Origin of the sequence: Micromonospora sp. LOL_021 (assembly GCF_048060215.1) — a bacterium.
GTDB lineage: Bacteria > Actinomycetota > Actinomycetes > Mycobacteriales > Micromonosporaceae > Micromonospora_E.
Genome location: NZ_JBHMIN010000040.1, coordinates 28,409 through 50,085 on the forward strand (window position 1 = coordinate 28,409; position 21,677 = coordinate 50,085).

Genomic DNA, 21,677 nt, shown 5'->3' on the forward strand with positions numbered 1-21,677 from the left:
GGATAGCCCAGTCGGAGGAGTCAGCGCTGGTCACGACATGATCATTTCTGTTGCCGTACCGCACATCAACTCAGATCGTTTCATCTGGCGTGTCAGGTAGGTTACGACGGGTAGCGCAGATGGGTGGATGCATCTAAGATGAGCCATGCCCAACCAGACGATGATCAACTCTGGGAGGTCACAATGACTGCCGCCAACCTTCCCGGGCCAACTGTCACCGAACTCAATGCCTCCGAGTGGAAGCAAGCAGTCCAGGAGGCGTTGGATAAACTGCATATCACATACCAACAACTCGCCGAGATGGCGAGGGCACGGCAGTTCGATTCGCTGGAAGCACAAAAGCTGTGGATCTCCATTGGCGAATTCGACAAATAAGGCGCTCATCGAGCAGTCCCGACAGTTTGCCGAGAACCTGCGGATACTTCTCAACAACACAGTCTGCGACTCAGCGACGATCGCAGCCAGGATCGCACCCGATCAACACCATGCGATCGTCGGCACCCAACTAACCGGCATCACCACCCAACCGGTCAGGATGAGGTCGGCCGCAGCGTCCCCCATCTGGCTCGACGTTATGTGCCGACTCAATCTCGACGAGGACGAAAGCACGTTTCTGACCGTCCAGGCCTCGGTATGCAGCCTGCTGGTAGGCGACGAGAAAATCGAGTTGCTACACTACGACTACGAACGAAACAAGGCCCGTTACACGGAAGCACATATCCAGGTCAACGCACGCCACGAGGCATTCGAACGCCACCTTGCCGAGACCCGAAAAAAGGGGATAAACGGGCTGAATAAGATTCACCTCCCAGTTGGTGGACGCCGGTTCCGCCCCGCCCTGGAAGACCTTCTTGAGTGTCTTATCGTCGAAGATCTCGTGGCACCGAGGAACGCCTGGGAGACTACCCTCAACCAGAGCCGGGACCGGTACCGTCGCAAACAAGCAGCCGCCGCGGTCCGGCGCGATCCCACATGCGCTGTTGAGGAACTCGAACGGCTTGGCTACCAGGTCAGCTCACCGGGCGACGCCAACCGTCGGACGCTGCTGGACCGGCTGGTGCGGCCACGACAGCGCGGCGATGTTCCCGATGGAGAGCGTCAGAAGCCCCCGAAATTCCCGCCGCAGACGCTGAATGCGTTCCGGCAGCGTCCAGGAAGGTACGCCACACAATCGCCAGGGCGATGCCGTCTGCTACGAGATCGCGGTCGGCGTCGCGGCGGTGGTCGACATGGCCGTCGCCGCCGCCAGCACCACGGCGGCGTGACAGCCGCCGGGACATGGTCAGCGGCGGTCCAGGTCGGCGCGGCCTTACCGACGGTAAGTGTGTAAACAATCGGGCACACTCGGGAAGTGCTGGTTGAGACGTTGTCGGTTCGCGAACCCGTGAGCAACTACCCGCGAGATGGCTGCCGAGCGTACCCGGTCGTTTATGCAGGCAGCAGCCTCGGTAAGGGCTGAAGGGTTGACGGCGAGCGCCCACGTCGAGACTGTCATGGAGCGGTGGACTGGCGGCGAGATCAGCACTGAGCAGATGCGTAATCTCGTCCGGTGGCTCTATGGCGCGGCGTGACCGTCGATTCATACCTCGGCGTACCGGACCTCGCCGGCCACCACAGTGGCCAGTACGGTACCGGCGAGCAGCGCGTCGGTGTCCGGGGTGAGTGGATCGACGTCGAGCACGGTCAGGTCCGCCGGCTCGCCGACCCGCAGCACCCCGCTGCCCCAGCCGGCCCGCCGATTGCCGGCCACCTCGGCAGCGCCGGTGGTGAACAGCGCCAGCGCCTCAGACGCGGTGACCGCCTGGTCCGGCCCGAGCGGCTCGTCGCGGCCCCGGACCCGGCGGGTGCGGGCCTGCCAGATGCCGTGCAGCACCGACATCGGCGGCCCCGGCCCGTCCGAGCCCCCACCGACCGTCACCCCGGCGTCCAACCAGGACCGAAGCGGGTTCGCGGCGGCAGCCGCCGGCTCACCGAGCCGGTCGATCAGGTTGAGCCCGAACGCCCACTGCAGCGCCGGATGCGCCGACACCGGCACACCGAGCCGACGGGCGGTCGCCATCGCCTGCGGCCCAGGGCCGAGGTAGGCGTGGATCAGGTGGAAACCCAGTCCAGCGATCGGCGTACCGGCCACGACCTCGGCGAAGACCGACAGGGTGAGGTCGATCGCGGCGTCGCCGACGGCGTGCACGCCGACGCCCCGCCCGTACGCCGCCGCCGACGCGCAGTGCGCCCGCACCGTGTCGGTGCGCAGGCTCTGGTTGCCGTGGTAGCCGTCGCTGCCCGGCCACGGTGCCGACAGCAGCGCGGTGCCGAGCGAGCCGCCGCCGTCGAGGAACAGCTTCGTCGGCCCGGCGCGCAGCAGGCCGGGCGCGGCCCGGTCAAGATCACAATCATCGAGGGTACGTCGAAGCTGCGCGTCGTCGACGTCGTCACCGCCCAACGGCATCGCGACGGTACGCAGCCGCAGCGCACCTGCCCGCCCGGCCGACGCGTACGCGGCCAGTTCTGCGGCCGGCACCGCCGGGTCGACGGCGGTGGTGATGCCATGGGCGAGCAACTCCGCCTGCCCGGCGGTGATCCAGTCGATCCTCGTCTGCTGGTCCGGCTTCGGAACCACCGCGCGGACCAGGGCGACCGCCGGATGTTCGACGAGCAGCCCGGTCGGGGTGCCGTCGGCGTACCGGTCGATCCGCCCGCCGGGCGGGTCCGGGGTGGCGGCGGTGATCCCAGCCAGCCGCAGCGCGGTCAGGTTGGCGATGCCGTCGTGGCCCTTGCGGTCCAGCAATACCGGCCGACCAGGGGCGGCGGCCTCCAACTCGGCGGCGCTGGGTAGCCGGCGTTCGGCCAGGTCACCGGGGTCGAACCCGGCGTCGGCCTCGATCCACCGGCGGGTGGGATGCCGGCGGGCGTACCCGCTGATCCGGTCGCAGATGTCGCGGACGCTGACCGCGTCGTCCAGCCCGACCCGGGCGGCAGCCCGGCCGGCCCAGATCAGATGGACGTGGCTGTCGACGAAGCCGGGCAGCACCACCCCGCCGGGCGGGGCGAACTCCGGCGTACCGGTGGGGACGGCGGCGCGGGCGAGGCGCAGGTCCCCGACGGCGACGATCCGACCGTCGCGCACGGCCACCGCCTCGGCCCGTGGGCCGGCCGGGTCCATCGTCTGCACGTCGCCGATGACGAGCAGGTCACCGCCGGTCACCGGGCCACCTGCCGGAAAGCGAGGGCCTCGTGCAGGGTACGGGCGGCCCGTGCCCCAGCGTGCACCGCGTCGTGCAGCCGCCCCGGGCGCAACGCGTCGCCGCAGCGCAGCACCGGCCGGCCGGCGGCCACTTCAGCGGCAGCCTCGTACAGGTCATGGTGGGGTTCGCGACCGACCGCCGCGACGATCAGCCCGGCCCGCAGCACCGTCCCGTCCACCTGTACCTCCTGGTCGTCGATGACCCTGGCCCGGTGACCGAGCACGGTCCGCACCCCGACCGAGGCGAGCAGGTCGGTCCAGGTCGGTGGGTCGTCGGGGGGTTCGTCGTCGAGCACCCGGGTGGTGTCGCCGAGCAGCGTGACGTCAGCACCCCGGCGAGCCAGCGCGGCGGCCGTGCTGGTGCCCGTTCGGCCGGCGCCGATCACCAGCACCGGGCCGTCGGCGGGCAGCGGCACCAGGCCGCGCAGCACGTCGAGTGCGGGCACCGCGCCGGGCAGCGACCGCGCCACGCCGCCGGTGGCGACCAGCAGCCCGGTCCAACCTCCGCCCAGGTCCGTCGGGTGCAGCGGGGCGTCGACCACCTCGACGGCGCTGGCCGCGAGCCGGTCGGTCAACCAGCGCAGGTACGGGGTGAAGCTGTCGTGCACCCCGCTGTCCACCGCGTCCCGCAGGGCACCGCCGGGCCGGCCGCCGGTGTACAGCCGGACCCGGTGTCCGTGCCCGGCGAGCCGGTGTGCGGCTTCCAGTCCGGCGGGACCGGCCCCGGCGACGAGCACCGGCGCGTCCGGTCGCACCTGACCGGACGGGACGGCGGCCGACGGCGCAAGGCCGGACGATGCTCGGGCCGACGGCACCGGGCCGGACGGCGCTGAGGCCGACGGCAGGCTCAGCGATGGGTTGACGGTGCAGGCGACCGGCCGGCCAACCAGGGCGGCACGGGCGTGGCAGCCGTCGTTGCCGCGTACGCAGGGGCGGATCCGCTCGGCGGCGCCGGCGAGCGCCTTCTCCGCCCAGTCCGGGTCGGCGAGGAACGCCCGGCCGAGCGCGACCAGGTCGGCGGTGCCGTCGCGGAGCAGCGTGGCGGCCTGCGCCGGTTCGGTGATCCCGCCGCAGGCGATGGTGGGCAGCCCTGCGGTCCGCAGGGTCCGGGCCGATCGCCAGACGGCGCCCGGTGGCACGGCGGCCGGCGGCACCTGGCGTACCCGCGTGGCGTGGTTGCCGGACGACACGTGTACCGCGTCGACCTGGCCGGTGGCGGCCAGGGCCGCGACCAGCCCGGTGGTCTCGGCCAGATCCTGCCCACCAGGTTCGTGGTCGCGGTCGGACAGCCGTACGGTGAGCGCCACCTCGGCCGGCAGCGCGGCCCGGCAGCGGGCGACGACCTCCAGCAGGACGCGACGTCGCCGGGCCGGATCGCCACCGTAGTCGTCGTCGCGCCGGTTGGTGTGTGGGGAGAGGAACCCGGCGAGCAGGTAGCCGTTGGCCGCCTGGATCTCCACCACCTGGAAGCCGGCCTGGGCCGCGCGGCGGGCGGCCCGGCCGAACCCGTCGACGACCACGGCGATCTCGTCGACGGTGATGGCGCGGGGCCGCAGCCCGAGTCGGCGTTCGATGGCGGGCCAGGGCACCGCCGACGCGGCAAGCGCCTCCCCCGGCAGGGTGCGCTGCCGCCCGGCGTGGGCGATCTGCAGCCCGGCCGCGCGACCGTCGGCCCGGATCCGCTCGGCGACCGTGGCCAACGCGGCGGCGTGGTCATCGCTGGCGATGCCGAGATGGCCGGGGAAGCCAAGGGCGGCCCCGTCGTCGATCGCGGTGAACTCGACGATGGTCAACGCGCTTCCCCGGCCGACCCGCGCATAGTGGTCCCGGTGCCACGGCTGGGCGTAGCCGCCGGCGTCGGCCGCACCGGTCGAGGTTGGCCCCTTGACGATCCGGGAGCGCAGCGTGACCGGCCCGAGCCGGTACGGGTCGGCGAGCAGTGCGGCCGCCTCGGCGGGGTCCATCAGTGGCCCCGCAGCACCCGGGCGGCGCCGTCGGCGCGGGGGTCGCTGGCCGCGTCGAGGCCGGCCGGGGTGAGCCGGGCCAGTTGGACGTGCCCGGCGTCGTCATGGCGCTGCGGCAACTGCACCACCCGCAGGTTGAGATCGGTGGCGGCGGCCCGCAGCGCGTCGGCGGCCGGGGTGTCGGGTTCGAGCAGCAGGCTGGGCCGGTCCTGTCCCACGTCGCGGGCACCGATCACCCAGCGGGAGCGGGCCAGCAGGCCGGCCGGGTCGGCGATGGTCAGCGCGTCGGCGGCGACCTGGGCCAGGATCCACGGCTGGGCCCGGCCGCCCTGGCAGCCGAGCGCGACGACCCGGTCCGGGCCGGTGGCGATCGCCGGGCAGAGGGTGTGCGGTGGGCGGGCACCGGGGCGCAGCCGGCCGGGGTGGGCCGGGTCGAGGCTGAACACCGACCCCCGGTTGTGCAGCACCAGGCCGGTGCCGGGTTCGCAGATGCCGGCGCCGAACGTCTGGAAGACGCTCTGGATCAGGGTGACGGCGGTGCCGTCGCGGCCGACAGCGGTGACCGCGACGGTGTCGCCGGCCGGTTTCGGGCCGGCTGGCAGGGTCGGCCTGGTCGCGACGCCGGTACGCAGCAGCAGGCCGTCGAGGTCGATCGGACCGGTCCGGGGATCACCGAGCAGGGTGTCGCGGCGCTGTTCGGCAGTCCGGGCGGTGGCCAGCGCGGCAGCGGCGTTGGCGTTGGCGTTGGCGAGCATGGCCAGCAGGGTGGCGCCCTGGCTGGGCGGCGGCGCGACCGACCAGGTCACCTCGAAGCCGGCGGCGGCGTACCGCAGTGGATCGGTGATCTCGGCGGCGTGCCCGGCAAGGTCGGCGGTGGTCAGCGGGCTGCCGAGGGCGGCCAGCCCGGCAGCCAGCGCCTCGGCGAGTTCACCCTGGTAGTAGTCGCGCCAGTCGGCACCGATGGTGCCGAGGGTGCGGGCCAGCGCCGGCTGGCGCAGCACCGCCCCGGCCGGCAGCGGCGTACCGTCGCCGTCGAGCAGCAGCGCGGCCAGGCCGGGATCGGCGCGGACCACGTCGAGCCTGCGCAGGATCGCCGCGGCCAGCCCAGGGCTGACCGGCACGCCGCCGGCGGCCAACTCGACGGCGGGTGCCAGCACCCGGGCCAGCGGCAGCCGGCCGCCGAGGTCGGCGAGCGCGGCCCAGCCGGCGACGACACCGGGCACGGTGACCGTCAGCGGACCGCCGGGTGGCATCCGGTCGGCGGCTGCGCGCAGCGCGGCGACGTCGACGTCGGCGGCCGCCGCGCCGACCGACAGCACCGCCCGGATCCGGTCGTCGGGAGTGCGGACCAGGGCGATCAGGTCACCGCCGGCCGAGCACTGGTGCGGGTAGGCGACGGTGAGCGCGGCGGCGGCGGCGAGGGCGGCGTCAACGACGCCACCGCCGGCCGCCACCACGTCGGCGGCGGCGTCCAACGCGGACGGATGCGGTGCGGCGAACGCGATCTCGATCGACATGCGGATCAGTCTCGCCGGGTCAGTCGCGCTGAATCAGAATGGTACGGGCGAACGCCCCGTCGGCGCCGACCAGTTTCGTCGGCAGGCAGATCAGTTCGTACTCCCCCGGTGGTACGGCGTCCAGGTCGGCGTTCTCCAGGATGATCACGCCGGAGCCGAGCAGCGCGTGGTGGGCGTCCCAGGTGTCGGTACGCCGATGGCTCTCGATGGTCAGATAGTCGATGCCGATCAGCGCGACCTGCTGGTCGATCAGCCAGCGGGCGGCCTCCGGGGAGAGCCCGACCCAGGATTCGGCGCGTTCGGTCTCGCGCAACGGGCCGGCCGAGTTGCTGGTCTTGAGCAGTACCCGGGTGGCACCGGCGACGCCGGCGGCGACCAGGTCGGCGATGGTCACGTCCCCGTCGACGGCGGTCAGGTCGGCGACCACGGCTGGTCCGACCAGGGTCTCCAGCGCCACCTCGTCGATCGGGGTGGCGCCGTCGACGAAGTGCGCCGGTGCGTCGACGTGGGTGCCGGTGTGCGCGCCGAGCCGCCACCGGGTGACGTTGGAGGCGTCCCCGTTGGCCAGCGACTCGACGATCTCCACCTCGGGTTTGCGGCCCCAGTGCAGCATCTTCGGGTGGATCGGCAGGGTGATGTCGTAGATCTTCACGCGGAGTGCTCCTTCGCGGCGCCGGTCGGGGCCGGTGGGCGGGACGGTCAGGGCCGGTGGGTGGGGTCGGGCCAGGGTTCGCGCACGGCGGCGGCGACAGCCCGGGCGGTGGTGGCCACACAGCGGTCGAACTCGGCCCGGCCGTGCTCGGCGGTGGCGTCGGCGACGTCGCGGCCCCACACGCCGGTGTCGCTGACCTGATCCATCCGGTAGTCCCAGAACGAGTCGACGTCGCGGTGCGAGGTGGCCTTGTCCATCCGGACCAGGTCCGGGTGCAGGTGCAGCATCACCGAGGTCTCGAAGTAGTTGGCGTGCATCAGCCCGCGCCCGTGGTAGACGTGGCCGTCGACCTCCGGTCCGGGGTACATGGTCACGTAGGCCAACGCCCGTACCCGTGAGTCGCGGTGGCGTACCCGTAGCTTCTCGGCGGAGACGTCGAGCGAGCCGTTGTTCCAGATGTGCCCGTTGAGCAGGATGAACTGCCGGACGCCGCTGGCGTGCAGCGAGTCGATGACGTCCTCGACGACGGCGATCAGGGTCTCCGGGCGCAGCGCGATGGTGCCGGCGAAGTCACCGTGCGAGGCGGAGACGCCGTACCCGATGGGGGGCACCACCGGCACGCCGGTGAGTGCGGAGACGTCGCGGGCGACCGCGTCGCAGATCAGCGTGTCGACGGCGAGCGGCAGGTGCGGGCCATGCTGTTCGGTGGCGCCGACCGGAATGATCACCGCGTCGACGGTGGTCGCCGTGTGGCCGGCCTCCGGCCAGGTCAGCTCGGCCCAGGCGACCGGCGTGCCGGGGCCGCCGAGCTCGGCGGCGAGTGCCGCCCGGTCAAGGTCGGTGCGGGACGGTTCGGACACGGTGTTCCTCTCTCGGTACATGGACTGAGTCGGGCGCGGCGCGGCACGTGGACGGGGCCGGGTCACCAGGCCCGGCGGGTCTTCTCCGGCAGCAGGTCGATGGCCTCCATCGCGGTGACGGCGCCGTCGACGGTGGTGATCCAGACCCGGGCCTGCGGGCTGTAGTCGCTGATCAGCTCGCGGCACACCCCACATGGGGCGATGACCCGGAACCGGCCGGCCGGCTTGATCTGCACCGAGACCACGCTGTCGACGGTGAGCGGTGTTTCGGCGGGCAACGCGGCGCGGGCCGCGCCGAGGGCGACACCTTCGGCACAGATCGAGCTGCGCCGGCAGGACCCTTCCAGGTGTACGCCGGTGTGGACGGCGCCGTCCGGGGTGCGCAGCGCGGTGGCGACCTCGTGTCGGCCGGCGACCCAGACCTTCGACAGCAGCCGCTGGGCGACGTCGAGCAGCTCGACCTCGCCCGGAGTCATCCCGGCCGGTGCCGGCACCGGAGCGACATCCTCGGTGATCATGCGGTGATCCCGAGCAGCCTGGCCATGTTGCCGCCCTCGACGAGTGCCCGGTCCGCGGCGTCCGGGATCGCCTTGGCGATCTTCATCCGTTCCAGGTCGAAGTCGGATCCGGGCCACTCGCTGCCCAGCAGGATCTGCTCCGGACCGAGCCGGGCGTACGCCCGCTTGACGTCGCTGATCAGGGTGGCTGAGGTCTCCAGGTAGATGTGCGGGTTCCGTTCGGCGACGATGATCGCCTCGGGGACGTTCCAGACCGCTCCCATGTGGGCGATGATCGTCGGCACCTGCGGGTGGCCCTTGGCGATCTCCTCGATCGCCAGCGGCGCGCAGAACGCGTCGTCGAGGGCGTTGATCAGCACCATCAGGCCGTGTTCGGCGCAGGCGGCGAAGACCGGGTCGAGCAGTCCGTGGTCGGCGACGTGGTAGCCGTGCAGGCTGGGGTGCAGTTTGAGCCCTTTGAGGCCGGCGTCGGCGATCCGGGCGATCTCGTCGAGCGCGTCGTCGTCGGCCGGGCGGACCTGCCCGAAGCCGAACAGCCGGTCCGGGTGGGCTTTGGCCAGGCCGATGATGAAGTCGTTCTCGATCCGCTGGGCCAGGGAGCAGACCATCGCCATGTCGACCCCGGCGGCGTCCATCCGGTCCAGGATCCGCCGCGGGTCGAACGGCGTGTACGGCGGCGGTGCCTGGCCGGGACGGGCGCCGGTGAGGTAGTCGGACCGGCCCCGCACGTCCTGGGTGGTGTTGTACGCGTCGATGATCACTGTGCTGTGCCTCCGGTGGTGACGGTCGATGGTGCCGGGATGTCCTGCGGCACCAGGGGCAGGTGGCAACGGACCGTGCGGCCCGGTTGGATCGGTCGCAGCGCCGGCGCTTCGGCGCGGCAGCGGTCGACGGCGTACCGGCAGCGGGTGTGGAACTGACATCCGGCCGGTGGGTGGGCGGGGTCGGGCAGTTCGCCGGCGAGCACGATCCGTTCCCGGTCGGACTCCCGGTCCAAGGTGGGCACGGCGGACAGCAGCGCCTCGCTGTACGGGTGTGCCGGCCCGCCGAAGAAGGTGTCCCGGTCGGCGACCTCAATGATCTGGCCGAGGTACATGACGGCGATCCGGTCGGCGATGTGCCGCACCACGCCCAGGTCGTGCGAGATGAACAGCATGGTCAGCCCGCGTTCCCGGGTCAGGTCGGCGAGCAGGTTCACCACCTGGGCCTGGATGGAGACGTCGAGCGCGGAGACCGGCTCGTCGGCGACGATGAACCGGGGGGACGGTGCGAGCGCTCGGGCGATGCCGATGCGCTGCCGCTGGCCGCCGGAGAACTCGTGCGGCCGACGTCGGCCGGCGTCGCGGCCGAGCCCGACGAGGTCGAGCAGTTCGTCGACGGCCCGGCTGGCGTCGGCCCGGCTGGCCCCCCGGCCGCGCAGCAGCGGCTCGGCGACGCTGTCGGCGATCCGCCGCCGCGGGTTGAGCGAGCTGAACGGGTCCTGGAAGACCATCTGCAGGTCGGCGCGGATCTGCCGGAACACGGTCCCGCGCAGGCCGGTGATCTCCCGGCCGAGCAGTCGGATGCTGCCGGCGGTGGGTTCGGTGATCCGCAGGATGGCCCGGCCGAGGGTCGACTTGCCGCACCCGGACTCGCCGACCAAGCCGAGGGTCTCACCCTCGCTGATCTCCAGATCGACGTCGCGCACGGCACGGACCGGATCACCGCCGCGCCCCGGGTACTCCACCCGCAGGCCGGTCAGTTGGATCAGTGGCACGCTGGTCACGGTCGACCTCCGACCGCTGCCGGGGTGCGGGCGGTGTGCCGGGCCGACGCGTCGAGCAGGCACGCGTCGACGTGGCCGGGTCCGCCGTACCGGTTGACAAGCCCGGGCGGCGACGTGTCGCAGTCGGCGTGGGCGAACGCGCAGCGCGGGGCGAAGCCGCAGCCGGGCGGTCGGTCGACCCCGGTAAGCGGGCTGCCGGGGATGGCCGGCAGCCGGTCGGCGACCGGCCCGTCGACCCGGGGCACCGAGTCCAGCAGCCCCATCGTGTACGGGTGCTGCGGCGAGTAGAGCACCTGGTCGCGGGTGCCCTGCTCGACGATGCGGCCGCCGTACATGACGGCGACCCGGTCGGCGACCTCGGCGACCACCCCGAGGTCGTGGGTGATCAGGACGATGGAGGTGCCGTGCTCGGCCTGTAGCCGTTTGAGGGTGGCCAGCACCTGGGCCTGGATGGTGACGTCCAGGGCGGTGGTGGGCTCGTCGGCGATCAGCACGGTCGGGTCGTTCGCCAGCCCGATCGCGATCATGACGCGTTGCCGCATGCCGCCGGAGAGCTGGTGCGGGTAGGCGCGGGCGTTGCGGGCCGGATTGGCGATGCCGACGTCGGCGAGCAGCTCCTCGGCCCGCTGCCAGGCCCGCGCCCGGCTGATCCGTTGATGGGTACGGATCATCTCGGCGACCTGGGCCCCGGCCCGCTGCAACGGGTTGAGCGCGGCCAGCGCGTCCTGGAAGACCACCGAGATGTCCCGGCCCCGGACCCGGCGCAGGTCGGCCTCGCTGGCGGTGGTCAGGTCCCGCCCGTCGAACTCCACCCGGCCGGTGATGTGGGTGCCGGGTGCCCGGTTGAGCCCGACCAGGCTCATCGCCAGGGCGGACTTGCCGGAGCCGGACTCGCCGACCAGGGCGAGGATCTCACCGGTGTGCAGGTCGAGGTCGACACCGGCGACGGCCGGCAACCGGCCGGCCGGCACGTCGAACTCGACCCGCAGCCGCCGGACAGTGAGCACGGGCTGGTGGTCGGTCACCGGGGCGGAGGTCACCGGGGCGCTCCGGTGATGCTGGCGACGGCCTGCTCGATCAGGTCGACGACGGCGCGGGGCCGCACACGGGGGGTGAAGTGGCTGCCGCCGACCTCGGAAACGGTGGCGCCGGCCCGGGTGGCCATGTCCCGTTGGGTGTCCGGTCGCAGCGTCTTGTCCTCGGCGGCGACCAGGTACCAGGACGGCTTGTCGCGCCAGGCCGGCACCCCGGTGGGCTGCGCGAAGATCGCGTCGGCGCTGGGGCGCGAGTCGGCGTCGAAGTTGTCCCGCTCGGCTTCCGGCACGTCCCAGCCGATCTCCGCCCAGTACTCGGGGCTGTGCTCCGAGGCCCACTCACCGTTCGGACCACGTCGCATGTGCCGGCTGACCTCGGCGGGCGGGTAGCGGCCGATGATGTCCTGGATCGACTCGCCCTCGTCGGGGGCGAAGGCACAGATGTAGACGAGCCCGGCGACCCGCTCGTCCCGACCGACGTTGGTGATCACTACACCGCCGTAGGAGTGGCCGACCAGCAGCACCGGGGCGGTGCAGTCGGCAAGCACGGCGGTGGTGTTGGCGACGTCCTCGACGAGCGAGTTCATCGGATTGGTGACCAGGTGTACCCGGTGTCCGGCGGCGCGCAGCAACGGTGCCACCTGGGCCCAGGTGCTCGGGGTGCCGCCGGCACCGTGCACCAGCACGATATCCATGATGGACTCATCCTTTCCGTAGGCGCGGGTCCAGGACCAGGTAGAACAGATCGACTGCGGCGTTGACCAGCACGAAGAGCAGCGCGATCGCCAGCGCGGCGCCCTGCACCACCGGATAGTCGCGTTGCAGCACCGAGCTGACCAGCAGGTTGCCGACGCCGGGGTACGAGAAGACGGTCTCGGTGATCACCGAGCCGCCGAGCAGCGAACCGAACTGCAGACCGAGCACGGTCACGATGGGCAGGCCGGCGTTGCGCAGCACGTGCCGGCGCAGGATGGTCCGCTCCCGCAGCCCTTTCATCCGGGCGGTCCGCACGAAGTCGTCGCTGAGCACCTCCAGCACCGAGGCCCGCACGATCCGGGTGATGAAGCCGGCCATCGCCAACGCGAGGGTGGTCGCCGGCAGGATCAGGTACTGCAGCCACGGCCCGACCAGTTCGGGCCGGTCCTGCAGGATCGCGTCGAGCAGTACGAAGTTGGTGGTGGGCTGGTAGTCGAGCTGGCTGGGCAGCCGACCGATCACCGGCATCCAGCGCAGCCACACGCCGAAGACCACGATGCTCAGTACGCCGAGGGCGAACCAGGGCAGCGAGAAACTGACCGTGGCGATGGACCGGGTGGCGGTGTCCACCCAGGTGTCCTTGCGCAGCGCGGCGATCACCCCGGTGACGACCCCGATCAGGATGGCGATCAGCATCGCCGCGACGGTCAGTTCGATCGTCGCCGGCAGCGCGCCGCCGAGCAGGTCCAGCACGCTGTTGCCGCCGTAGAAGGAACGCCCGAGATCCAGCCCGAACAGATCGCCGAGGTAGCGCAGGTACTGCTCCCAGATCGGCCGGTCCAGGCCGAGTGCTTCGTTGATCCGGGCCTCGTTGTCCGAGATCTGCTCAGCGCTGAGCCCTTGGGTGCCGGTGGCCGCGAGGGTGGACGACGGCGAGCCGGGCAGTTGCCTGATGGCGAGGAACACCAGGGATGCCAGGACGAACAGCACCACCGGCACGCTGGCCAGCCGGCGTACCGTGAGCATCGGCAGCGACCTGCCGCGCAGCAGCCGGATCATCGACGGCTCCTCGGGTCCAGCGCGTCACGCAGGTCGTCACCGACGAAGTTGCTGGCGACCACGAAGATCAGCGTCAACGCCGCGGGCAGCACCGCCATGCGAGGTGCCGAGTAGATGAACTCCTGCCCGGCCTGCACCATGTAGCCCCAGTCCGGGGTGGGCGGCTGAATGCCCAGGCCCAGGTAGGACAGGCCGGCGGCGAATCCGGCGGCCACCGACAGGGTCATCACGACCTGGGCGAGCAGCGGGCCGGCGATGTTCGGCAGGATTTCCTGGATCATGATCCGGGGCGACCGGGTGCCGCCGAGCCGGGCGGCGAGCACGTAGTCGCGGGCGGCCTCCCGGGCGGTCAACGCCCGGGCCAGCCGGGCCAGGCCGGGTGACAGCGCGACCCCGACCCCGACCACCAGACTGCGTACGCCGGGCCCGCTGGCCGCCACCACCAGGATGATCAACAGCATCGACGGGAAGGCCAGCCCGATGTCGGTGACCCGCATCAGGATCTGCTCACCCCAGCCGCCGAGATAGCCGGCGAGCATCCCGACGGTGGTGCCGATGACTGCGGCGAGGACAGTGGCGAGGAACGCGACCAGCAGCAGCGGTTGGGCGCCGTACACCAGCCGGGCCAGGAAGTCACGGCCGAGATCGTCGGTGCCGAGCGGGTGCCCGGCGGTGCCGAACCCGGCGAGGGTGACGTTGGACTGCCGCTCCGGGTCGGCGCCGATCATCAGCGGCCCGATGGTCGCCATCAGCACGAAACCGACGACCACCAGCCAGGAGACGGTGGCCAGCCAGGACCGGGCGATGGAGCGCCGCGCGTAGGCGGCTCTCCATCGCCCGACCGGCCGCGCCCCGGCGACCGTCACCGGTCCCCCGGACGGGCCGTGCGGATCGGATCAGACACTGGCGTTCTCCATGAAGCAGCGGTGGTTGCCGAGCGCGGCGACGTTGGCGCCCTCGACGTTGGCGCCGGTCACCACCGGGTTCGCCGAGTAGCAGAGCATGGACAGCACCATGTACTGCTCGGCGAACCGGCGTTGGATGTCGGTGTACGCGGCGGTGCGCTCGGGACCGTTGGGCAGGTTCTTCGCGGCGGCCAGGTCGTCAGCGAACGCCTCGGAGCCGGGCAGCGTGTTGAACCCGGAGGTGAAGTCGCCGTACACCCCGGAGGGCAGGCCCATCGCCCCGATCATGTTGTCCGGGTCCGGGATGTAGGAGTTGCGCTCCCAGATCATCAGCTCGTGGAACTCGTCGTCCGGGTCGAGCAGCCGGCTGAAGTAGGTCGCCGGGTCGACCGAGTCGGTGACGACGGTCAGCCCGATGTCGGTGAGGTTCTGCGCGACGATCTGCGCCGCCCGCGGGTGCCAGGAGTCGCTGGCCGCCATCAGCGCCACCTGCCGGCCGCTGGCGCCGGCCGACTCGATCAGCTGCCGGGCCTCGTCCGGATCGAACCGGCTCAGGTCGGCCAGGCTCGGGTCGTAGCCGTCCTGCGACGGTGGGATCGTGTAGCCGTCGGGTGGCGCGCCGATTCCGAAGAACGCCTGGGCGATGATCGCCTCGCGGTCGATCGCCAGGTTGATCGCCTGGCGCACCTCCAGCTCCGGGATCCGCCGGGCGTCGATCATCATCATCGCGTCGAAGCTGTACGGCGTCTCGTGGAAGGTCACCGCGTCGTCGGCCTTGAGCTGCTCAACCGCCGAGTACGGGGTGAACTGGGTGGCGGACAGGTCGCCGCTGAGCAGCGAGCTGACGATGGTCGAGGGGTCCTGGACCTGTTGCATCACCAGCCGGTCGACCTTGGGCCGGCCGGTGCGGTAGTCCTCGAACGCGGTCAGCACCACCTGCTGCCCGGCGGTGGCCGAGGAGAACTGGAACGGGCCGGTGCCGATCAGGTTCTTGCCGATGTCGGCGCCGTACTCGGCGAGTGCGGCGGAGGAGATGATCCGGCCACCGATGTCGGAGAGCCGGTTGAGCACGGTGGCGTCCGGACTGTTCAGCACCATCACCACGGTGTACTCGTCCGGCGCGTCCAGCGAGGCGACGTTGGCACCGAGGCTGCGCAGCGGCCGGGACGACCCCTCGGGCAGGGTCGGGTCGTCCTCGTTGAACTGCCGACCGAGGCTGGCCAGCACGTCCGCAGAGGTGAAGGTGGTGCCGTCGTGGAAGGTGACGCCCTGGCGGAGGGTGAAGGTGTAGGTCAGCCCGTCGTCGGAGATTTCCCAGCTCTCAGCCAGGTCGGCCTGCGGCTCGTTGGTCTCGAAGGAGATGAAGGTCAGCCCACGGCAGATGCAGTCGACCGCCATCCAGTCACCGAGTGAGGTGTAGAAGGCCGGGTCGTGGACGGCGCTGGTGGCGTCGATGCCGAGCGTGAGGGTGCCGCCGCTGCTGGTGCCGTCGTCGCCGTCTTCGCTGCCGTCGGAGGCGACGCCACAGGCGGCGAGCAGGCTGCTGGCGCCGAAGCCGAGGCCGAGCAGACCGGTGCCACGCAGCATCGCGCGACGGGTTATCAGGTGCTGCGGGAGGTTGCGGGGATCGTCCGACATAGTGCGCTCCTCGGCAGGGTATGGGACGAAGATGGATGAAATTTCATTTGGATTGGATCCAAAACCATCATCTGCGGTACCCAATTCGGGTCCGTATCGCGATTGTGAACGTCTGGTGTCGGGATGTCGAAAATGGACAGGGTCCCCCGTGGCCGGCGCGGTGGCCGACGTACCGGCCGGGTCAGTCGGCCGGCACCATGTCTGTTCCGGTGGAGCAGCAGGCACTGCCCGCACCACGGGCGGCGGCCGGATCCGGCACGTCCATCGCCGGATTGCGGTCGAAAAAGCCGTCCGGTTCGAGGATCATGTGGATCGCGTCCACCGGCATCACCGGCCACTGCTCGGGGCGCGGGAAATGGTGGGTGCCGAGCACCGGCCACAGCACCAGCTCCGCACCGTCGATCGACCGGTCCTGGCGCTGCCAGACCTGCACACCGTCGTCGCCCGGCTCGGCGTGGTTGGGGTAACGGCCACCGAGGAACTGCTCCTGCGGATCGTACGGGGTGGCCCACAGGTGCTGGTGGATGAACGGTGCCCGGCGGGCCATCACCGAGTCCGGCCGGGCGAACGACCGGGTGGTGTTCGGCAGCAGCAGCCGGTAGGCCGTCGGTTCACCGTACCGGTTGGTCCGGGTGGTGCTCTCCACCCGCCAGCGGCGGGCCGACGACGGATCGGTGCGGCGCGCCGCCTGCGACTCACGCAGCAGCGGGGTACGCACGTTGCGTACCGCGTTGCCGTACGGGTCGAGCGCCGGGTCGGTCTCGCCCTCGGCGTGCTCCTCGACCAGCCGGTTGCGCGGTCCGTCCACCGCCATGTCCAGGCGTAGCCCGAAGTAGTGCTGGTGGGTCGGCGTCTGCACGTTCGGTGCGACGACCCGGCCGTAGCGCACCTCGTCGCCGTCGGCGATGCCGGAGGCGGAGAGCATCCCGGTCAGCTTCACCTCCAGCTCGATCCGGCCGTCCTGGTAGAGCGACCAGTAGAAGCCGTAGTCGTAGTTGGCCACGGTCTGGAAGTTGGAGATCACCAGCCGACGCGAGCGGCGCACCTGGCTGACTCCACGCCGCAGATCGTTGTGCTTCCAGAGGATGCTGTGGTCCTCCTCGTGCATGCAGATCGCGTTCGGGATGGTCACCGGGTCACCGTCGCCACCCAGATAGGCGGTGTCGAAGTAGTAGATGACGCCCAGGCAGTCGCAGCCGAGGGCGAGCGAGTTGGTCAACGGCCCGGCACCGTACTCGCCCCAGTCGAAGAAGTTCTTGCGGTACTGGGTGGAGTTGGGGTCGAGGTACGGCACGTACATCTCGTTGCAGGCAGCCCGCTTGACCACCGGGCGACCCTGGAACTCCAGGTCGTACAGGACCAGGCCCTCGCGGTGGGTGAAGCCGACCCGCAGCTGCCAGCCTTGCCAGCTGACCTGCCAGCCGTCGACGTCGAAACTCGGACCGTCGGGCTGCACGACGTCCAACGGCCGCAGCCCGGGCCGGGTCGGCCAGGCATCGGCCTCCAGTGGGCCGGCCTCGTCCGAGATCGGCACCACGCCGTGGTCCTCGACCTCCAGGACCTCCATGGTCGCCATATCGATGATCGGCACCACGCCCTGCACCGGGCGCACGTAGCCGTTGTCGCCCTCGTCGACGCGGTGCCAGACGGTGCCCCAGGTGAGCCGCCGGTCGGCGTACCGCTTCGGCTCGAAGCCGCCCATCGACTCGGCGTCGACCATCACCAGGGAGACGTCGTGGATGCCCCGCTTGGCGAGCACTTCGCGGAACAGCGGGCTCTGCCGACAGGCCTGGGCGGCCGCGCGAGCCTCCTCCGAGGTGATGCCGGGCCGACGCGGGTCGAGTGGACGCCAGTCCAGGCAGCGGTCCGTGGTGTCCTCGCCTTCAGCGTGGTTTGCCGCCGCGCCGTCGTCCCGGCTCCCGGCGGCCAGCGCGACGTCGATCTCCCAGGCGGTGCCGGCGGCGTGGTCCATGGCCACCAGTCCGAGTCGGACCTCCCCGGCCGCGGCCGTGCCGGCCAGGACGGCCCGGGCGTGTGCCTCGTCCAGCGTGGCCCCCCAGAACCGGGTCCGCTCGCCGAGCCGACCGGCGGCGCGGGCGGCGGCGACGGCCCGGGCGATCTCCGCCGGGCTGGGTGGGTCGAGCGGATGGTTGCGGTGGTTGCGCCCGTCCGGGCTGGGGTGGCACGCGCTCACGATTGCTCCTGTCGCCGTCGCGGGAGTCGTTCCGATGCGGTCCGGCTCGTCTGGGGTCGGTCTGCGTCGCGTCGTGGTGGCTGCGGCGGGCCGGTGCTTCCTAAGAACTCCCTGGCCAAGGTAGTCTCGGATACTACCGCAGGATCTTTGGATCCAAAACCGGGATCCAAAGCGAAATGTACGGGACCCGCAGGGTCGCCGACCGGCTTGCTATCGTGACACCCACATCGCACCACTGTGGAAACGATGGCGGCCGGGCCGGCACCCGGCCGGCTGCGCCGCACACCGAACAGACAGGGGCACCGGGCATGCCAGCCAGCTCGACGGAAACCACCAGCAGTGCCCTCGTCGACGCCACCGCGGCCAAGATCCGCGCCAAGATCATGTCTGGGGAGATCCCGATCGGCGCCCAACTGCGCCAGGCCGAGCTGGCCAAGCTGCTCGGAGTCAGCCGCACCCCGGTCCGGGAGGCGCTGCGGCAACTGCAGACCGGCGGGCTGATCGAGGTGGTGCCGCACCGGGGCGCGGTGGTCCGGGTGCCGGCGCCGTGGGAGGTCCGGGAAGCCTACGAGGTCCGTGCGGAGCTGGAGGCGCTGGCCTGCGAACGGGCGGTCAGCCGGATCACCGACGACGTCCTGCACGAACTGCGGGAGGCCAACTCGCTGCTGCGGCGTACCGAGCAGGCCGCCCGGGGCAGCATCCCGCAGCGACGGGTCGAGGACGACCCGGGGGTGGCCCGCGCCCGGGTGGCCCTGGCCGGCTCCACCAACGCCGCCAACGACCGGTTCCACACCCTCATCCACCAGGTGGCCGGCAACGACTGGCTGGCCAGGGTGATCAAGGAGATCAATGAGGCGTTCCCGCGCAACGTCTCGGCGCTGGTGCTGCAGGACAATCCGCGGCACCGCGACGACAACTTCCACGAGCACGAACGGATCATCGCCGCGCTCACCGCAGAGGACGGCGAACGTGCTCGGCGTGAGATGCAGGCCCATGTGATCAGCGCCGGTGAGCAGTTGGCTCGCTGGTACGAGCGGCGATCGGCGACGGTGTTTCGGGGTTGACCCGGTCGGCGGCCCAGTCCCCGGGTGGCACCCCGTCGACCCCCATCGCCGCCGGAGCCAGAAACTCCAGATCCGGCCGGGGCACCCCGGTCGCCAGGTCGGCCAGCGCGGCGCCGATCGCCGGGCCGAACTTGAACCCGTGACCGGAACAGGCCGCCGCGATCAACGCCTGCGGATGCGCCGGCAGCGCCCCGACCGCGAACCGGTTGCCCGGCGCCATGGTGTAACGGCAGGCCAGCTCGGCGGTGACCGGGCCGTCGGCGGCCGGCAGGAAACGACGGGCGACGGAGAGCAGCTCGGCGCGCTCGGCGGCGGTCACCGGCCCGGGCGGTCGGTTCAGGTCGTCGACCGGGCCGTGGTCGAACCCCACCTTGACGGCGTCCGGACCGTGCGCCGGGATGCCGTAGAGCAGACCGACGCCGGGGACCTCGACCGAGAACGGGCCGAGCGCCGGCGGGGCCAGCAGCGCCGGGGTGGACGAGCCGATGTGGATGTTGACGATCCGCACGGTGGTCAGCCGGCCGGCGAGCTCCGGCACCAGGTCGGCGGTCCACGGCCCGGCACAGATGACCAGCCGGTCGGCGAGAACGTCACCGGAGTCGGTGTGCACCCGGACCCCGGCACCGTCCGGATGCCAGCCGGTCACCCGGCAGCCGTCGCGGCGGTCCACTCCGGCGGCCCGGCCGAGCGCGGCCAGCGCGTCCATCGCGGCGGCGGCGTCGATCACGCCGGCCGCCGGATCGTGTACGGCCACCATGTCAGCGCCGAGCACCAGCCCCGGCGCGATGCCGGCGGCCTGATTGGCGTCGACCAGGACACAGTCCGGCCCGCGCAGGGTGCTGCTGGTCCGGGCCGGTCGCGCGTACAGGCCGCCGACGGTGCTGACCAGCCGGCGGCCGGCCGCCTGCTCCAGCTCGCGCCAACCGGTGTACGCGCGGTTTACCAGGTCGTCCCAGACCGGCGACGGGTAGGCGCGGCGGATCATCCGGGTCCGACCGTGGGACGACCCTTCGGTGTGCCCGGCCGGCAGCCGGTCGAGCTGGATCACCCGGACGCCGCGCGCGGCGAGTGCCCAGGCAGCGCTGCGACCGTGGACGCCGGCACCGACGACGATCACCTCGGCTCGGCGTTCGGCACCGGTCAGCAACGTGGGAGCCGGGGCCGGCGCGGCAGTCGTCGCCGGGGGCACAGCCGACGGCGGAGGCGCAGCCTCCGAAACAGCCGGTACGGACGGTGGGGTCGGCACGGGTGGTGGGGTCGGTACGCCGGTGGCCGTCGGGCGGGCCAGTCGGGCCAGCAGCGCGTCCACCTCGGTGTCGTCGTTGTAAACGTGCACGGAGGCGCGGACCACCGCCGGCAGGCCGCGTCGGCCCAGGTCCCACTGGCCGTGGCTGGCCGGTACGGCGACCAGGTGCAGGCCGGCGGCGCGCAGCGTGCGTACCGTCGTGGTCGGCTCCTCGCCGTCGCGGACGAAGGTGACGATGCCGCCGCCGGCCGCCGGCGGGTCGACCACGGTCACTCCGGGAAGCTCGGCCAGCCCGGTCCGCAGCCGGGCGGCCAGCCCGCTGACGTACGCCGAGATGGCGTCGACGCCGAGGGCGAGCGCCTCGGTCAGCGCGGTGCCCAGGCCGAGCCGCAATGCGTGCGACGCCTCCCAGGTTTCGTACCGCCGGGCGCCGGGCAGCAGATCGTACTCCTCGTCGCCGGTCCACCGGGCACCCCGGACGTCCGGGGTCAACGGCCGGGCACGCTCGCGCAGCGCCGGACCCAGGTAGAGCAGCCCGGTGCCGCGCGGTCCACGCAGGAACTTGCGGCCGGTGGCGACCAGGATGTCGGCGTGCATCACGCCGACGTCGACGGGCAGTTGGCCGACCGACTGGGTGGCGTCGACCAGCAGCGGCACGCCGGCCGCGGCGACCCGGGCGCCGATCTGCGCGACCGGTTCGATCAGCGCCGACGAGGTCGGTACGTGGGCGACGGTGACCAGCGCGGCCGGCTGCCGCAGTGCCTGCTCCAACTGGTCCAGGTCGACGCCGCCCGAGCCGTCGGTGGGCAGCACCTCGACGCTGATGCCCCGGGTGCGGCGCAGCTCGAGCAGGTGCAGTGCGGAGCTGACGTAGCTGGACGCGGAGGCGAGGATCCGGTCGCCGGGGCCGAGACGCAGCGCGTCGATCGCCCGGTGCCATGCGACGGTGGCACTCTCCACCAGAGCCACGTCCTCCCCGGTCGCGCCGATCAGCCGGCCGGCCAGGTGGTACACGTCGGCGGTCCGCTCGGCTGCGGCCTCGGCCGCCTCGTAGCCGCCGAGCCGCGATTCGAGCCGCAGGTGGTCGATGACCGTGTCGAGGACGGCGAGGCTGGGCAGTGCGGCGCCGGCGGCGTTGAGGTGGTGGGCCAGGGTCGCGCCGGGAGTGGCGGCCCGCAGTGCCACCGAGTCCAGCGGCACGGGCGACGGGTCGGCGGGCTCCGCGCCCGCGCCCGCCGGCCCGTTCTGGGATGCAGAGTCTGTCAAGGTGGATCCCATCGGTGATCGGGGCGGTGCCCGGTCCGGCGAGGTGCCACCGACCGGA

The 21,677-nt window shown here is 71.9% G+C and carries 19 protein-coding genes; 4 read left to right on the forward strand and 15 right to left on the reverse strand.

Annotation, left to right across the window (positions count from 1 at the left end):
• Nucleotides 1-183 precede the first annotated feature (183 nt).
• From ACFHWT_RS22720 to ACFHWT_RS22730, 3 genes are all read left to right on the forward strand, one after another.
• A complete protein-coding gene (locus ACFHWT_RS22720; protein ID WP_278170824.1) occupies nt 184-375 on the forward strand; it encodes a hypothetical protein in 192 nt (63 codons plus the stop codon).
• A complete protein-coding gene (locus ACFHWT_RS22725) occupies nt 356-1,330 on the forward strand; it encodes a hypothetical protein (RefSeq protein ID WP_416596683.1) in 975 nt (324 codons plus the stop codon). Before ACFHWT_RS22720 ends, ACFHWT_RS22725 begins: the two co-directional genes overlap by 20 nt.
• A gap of 73 nt (nt 1,331-1,403) precedes the next feature.
• Complete coding sequence (locus ACFHWT_RS22730; protein WP_416596684.1) at nt 1,404-1,571, forward strand: antitoxin VbhA family protein; 168 nt, start codon at nt 1,404-1,406, stop codon at nt 1,569-1,571.
• Between the two features lie 8 nt (nt 1,572-1,579).
• On the opposite strand, the gene ACFHWT_RS22735 is transcribed toward ACFHWT_RS22730, so the two are convergent.
• The 14 genes from ACFHWT_RS22735 to ACFHWT_RS22800 all read right to left on the reverse strand — a co-directional run bounded on the left by ACFHWT_RS22735 (nt 1,580) and on the right by ACFHWT_RS22800 (nt 18,043).
• Nucleotides 1,580-3,202 carry an amidohydrolase gene (locus ACFHWT_RS22735; protein WP_416596685.1) on the reverse strand — a complete coding sequence of 541 codons (1,623 nt, stop codon included), beginning with the start codon at nt 3,200-3,202 and terminating at the stop codon, nt 1,580-1,582.
• Nucleotides 3,199-5,205: an FAD-dependent oxidoreductase gene (locus ACFHWT_RS22740; protein ID WP_416596686.1), complete on the reverse strand. Its 2,007-nt coding sequence runs from the start codon at nt 5,203-5,205 to the stop codon at nt 3,199-3,201. Before ACFHWT_RS22740 ends, ACFHWT_RS22735 begins: the two co-directional genes overlap by 4 nt.
• On the reverse strand, nt 5,205-6,722 hold the full coding sequence (locus ACFHWT_RS22745; RefSeq protein WP_416596687.1) for a gamma-glutamyltransferase: 1,518 nt from the start codon (nt 6,720-6,722) through the stop codon (nt 5,205-5,207). The genes ACFHWT_RS22740 and ACFHWT_RS22745 overlap by 1 nt, the downstream gene beginning before the upstream one ends.
• A 19-nt stretch (nt 6,723-6,741) precedes the next feature.
• Entirely contained in the window at nt 6,742-7,374 is a 633-nt protein-coding gene (locus ACFHWT_RS22750) for a cyclase family protein (RefSeq protein ID WP_416596688.1), read from the reverse strand.
• A 47-nt stretch (nt 7,375-7,421) separates the two neighbouring features.
• Nucleotides 7,422-8,234: a creatininase family protein gene (locus ACFHWT_RS22755; protein ID WP_199757680.1), complete on the reverse strand. Its 813-nt coding sequence runs from the start codon at nt 8,232-8,234 to the stop codon at nt 7,422-7,424.
• Between the two features lie 62 nt (nt 8,235-8,296).
• Nucleotides 8,297-8,752, reverse strand: a complete 456-nt coding sequence (locus ACFHWT_RS22760; protein ID WP_416596689.1) for a hypothetical protein — start codon at nt 8,750-8,752, stop codon at nt 8,297-8,299.
• Entirely contained in the window at nt 8,749-9,513 is a 765-nt protein-coding gene (locus ACFHWT_RS22765) for an amidohydrolase family protein (RefSeq protein WP_278170838.1), read from the reverse strand. Before ACFHWT_RS22765 ends, ACFHWT_RS22760 begins: the two co-directional genes overlap by 4 nt.
• Nucleotides 9,510-10,517 (reverse strand): ABC transporter ATP-binding protein, encoded by a 1,008-nt coding sequence (locus ACFHWT_RS22770; protein WP_416596690.1) that lies wholly within the window; start codon nt 10,515-10,517, stop codon nt 9,510-9,512. Before ACFHWT_RS22770 ends, ACFHWT_RS22765 begins: the two co-directional genes overlap by 4 nt.
• Complete coding sequence (locus tag ACFHWT_RS22775; protein ID WP_416596691.1) at nt 10,514-11,557, reverse strand: ABC transporter ATP-binding protein; 1,044 nt, start codon at nt 11,555-11,557, stop codon at nt 10,514-10,516. The genes ACFHWT_RS22770 and ACFHWT_RS22775 overlap by 4 nt, the downstream gene beginning before the upstream one ends.
• Nucleotides 11,554-12,246, reverse strand: a complete 693-nt coding sequence (locus ACFHWT_RS22780) for an alpha/beta fold hydrolase (RefSeq protein WP_416596692.1) — start codon at nt 12,244-12,246, stop codon at nt 11,554-11,556. Before ACFHWT_RS22780 ends, ACFHWT_RS22775 begins: the two co-directional genes overlap by 4 nt.
• Before the next feature lie 7 nt (nt 12,247-12,253).
• Nucleotides 12,254-13,306, reverse strand: coding sequence for an ABC transporter permease (locus ACFHWT_RS22785; RefSeq protein WP_416596693.1), 1,053 nt, complete (start codon nt 13,304-13,306; stop codon nt 12,254-12,256).
• Entirely contained in the window at nt 13,303-14,172 is an 870-nt protein-coding gene (locus ACFHWT_RS22790) for an ABC transporter permease (protein WP_416596694.1), read from the reverse strand. Before ACFHWT_RS22790 ends, ACFHWT_RS22785 begins: the two co-directional genes overlap by 4 nt.
• A gap of 30 nt (nt 14,173-14,202) precedes the next feature.
• A complete protein-coding gene (locus tag ACFHWT_RS22795; RefSeq protein ID WP_416596695.1) occupies nt 14,203-15,849 on the reverse strand; it encodes an ABC transporter substrate-binding protein in 1,647 nt (548 codons plus the stop codon).
• A gap of 181 nt (nt 15,850-16,030) precedes the next feature.
• Nucleotides 16,031-18,043 carry a primary-amine oxidase gene (locus ACFHWT_RS22800; RefSeq protein ID WP_416596696.1) on the reverse strand — a complete coding sequence of 671 codons (2,013 nt, stop codon included), beginning with the start codon at nt 18,041-18,043 and terminating at the stop codon, nt 16,031-16,033.
• Between the two features lie 308 nt (nt 18,044-18,351).
• Between ACFHWT_RS22800 and ACFHWT_RS22805 the strand changes: the two genes are divergently transcribed.
• Complete coding sequence (locus ACFHWT_RS22805) at nt 18,352-19,107, forward strand: GntR family transcriptional regulator (protein ID WP_416596697.1); 756 nt, start codon at nt 18,352-18,354, stop codon at nt 19,105-19,107.
• Here ACFHWT_RS22805 and ACFHWT_RS22810 read toward each other — a convergent pair.
• Complete coding sequence (locus tag ACFHWT_RS22810) at nt 19,043-21,619, reverse strand: FAD-dependent oxidoreductase (protein ID WP_416596698.1); 2,577 nt, start codon at nt 21,617-21,619, stop codon at nt 19,043-19,045. The two genes, ACFHWT_RS22805 and ACFHWT_RS22810, sit on opposite strands and share 65 nt — an antisense overlap.
• Nucleotides 21,620-21,677 lie beyond the last annotated feature (58 nt).

Excerpts from the sequence above, each read along its gene's own strand:
- ACFHWT_RS22720 (WP_278170824.1), top strand. The coding sequence starts at position 184 with ATGACTGCCGCCAACCTTCCCGGGCCAACTGTCACCGAACTCAATGCC.
- ACFHWT_RS22730 (WP_416596684.1), top strand. The coding sequence starts at position 1,404 with ATGGCTGCCGAGCGTACCCGGTCGTTTATGCAGGCAGCAGCCTCGGTA.
- ACFHWT_RS22740 (WP_416596686.1), bottom strand. The coding sequence starts at position 5,205 with ATGGACCCCGCCGAGGCGGCCGCACTGCTCGCCGACCCGTACCGGCTC.
- ACFHWT_RS22745 (WP_416596687.1), bottom strand. The coding sequence starts at position 6,722 with ATGTCGATCGAGATCGCGTTCGCCGCACCGCATCCGTCCGCGTTGGAC.
- ACFHWT_RS22760 (WP_416596689.1), bottom strand. The coding sequence starts at position 8,752 with ATGATCACCGAGGATGTCGCTCCGGTGCCGGCACCGGCCGGGATGACT.
- ACFHWT_RS22780 (WP_416596692.1), bottom strand. The coding sequence starts at position 12,246 with ATGGATATCGTGCTGGTGCACGGTGCCGGCGGCACCCCGAGCACCTGG.
- ACFHWT_RS22785 (WP_416596693.1), bottom strand. The coding sequence starts at position 13,306 with ATGATCCGGCTGCTGCGCGGCAGGTCGCTGCCGATGCTCACGGTACGC.
- ACFHWT_RS22795 (WP_416596695.1), bottom strand. The coding sequence starts at position 15,849 with ATGTCGGACGATCCCCGCAACCTCCCGCAGCACCTGATAACCCGTCGC.
- ACFHWT_RS22805 (WP_416596697.1), top strand. The coding sequence starts at position 18,352 with ATGCCAGCCAGCTCGACGGAAACCACCAGCAGTGCCCTCGTCGACGCC.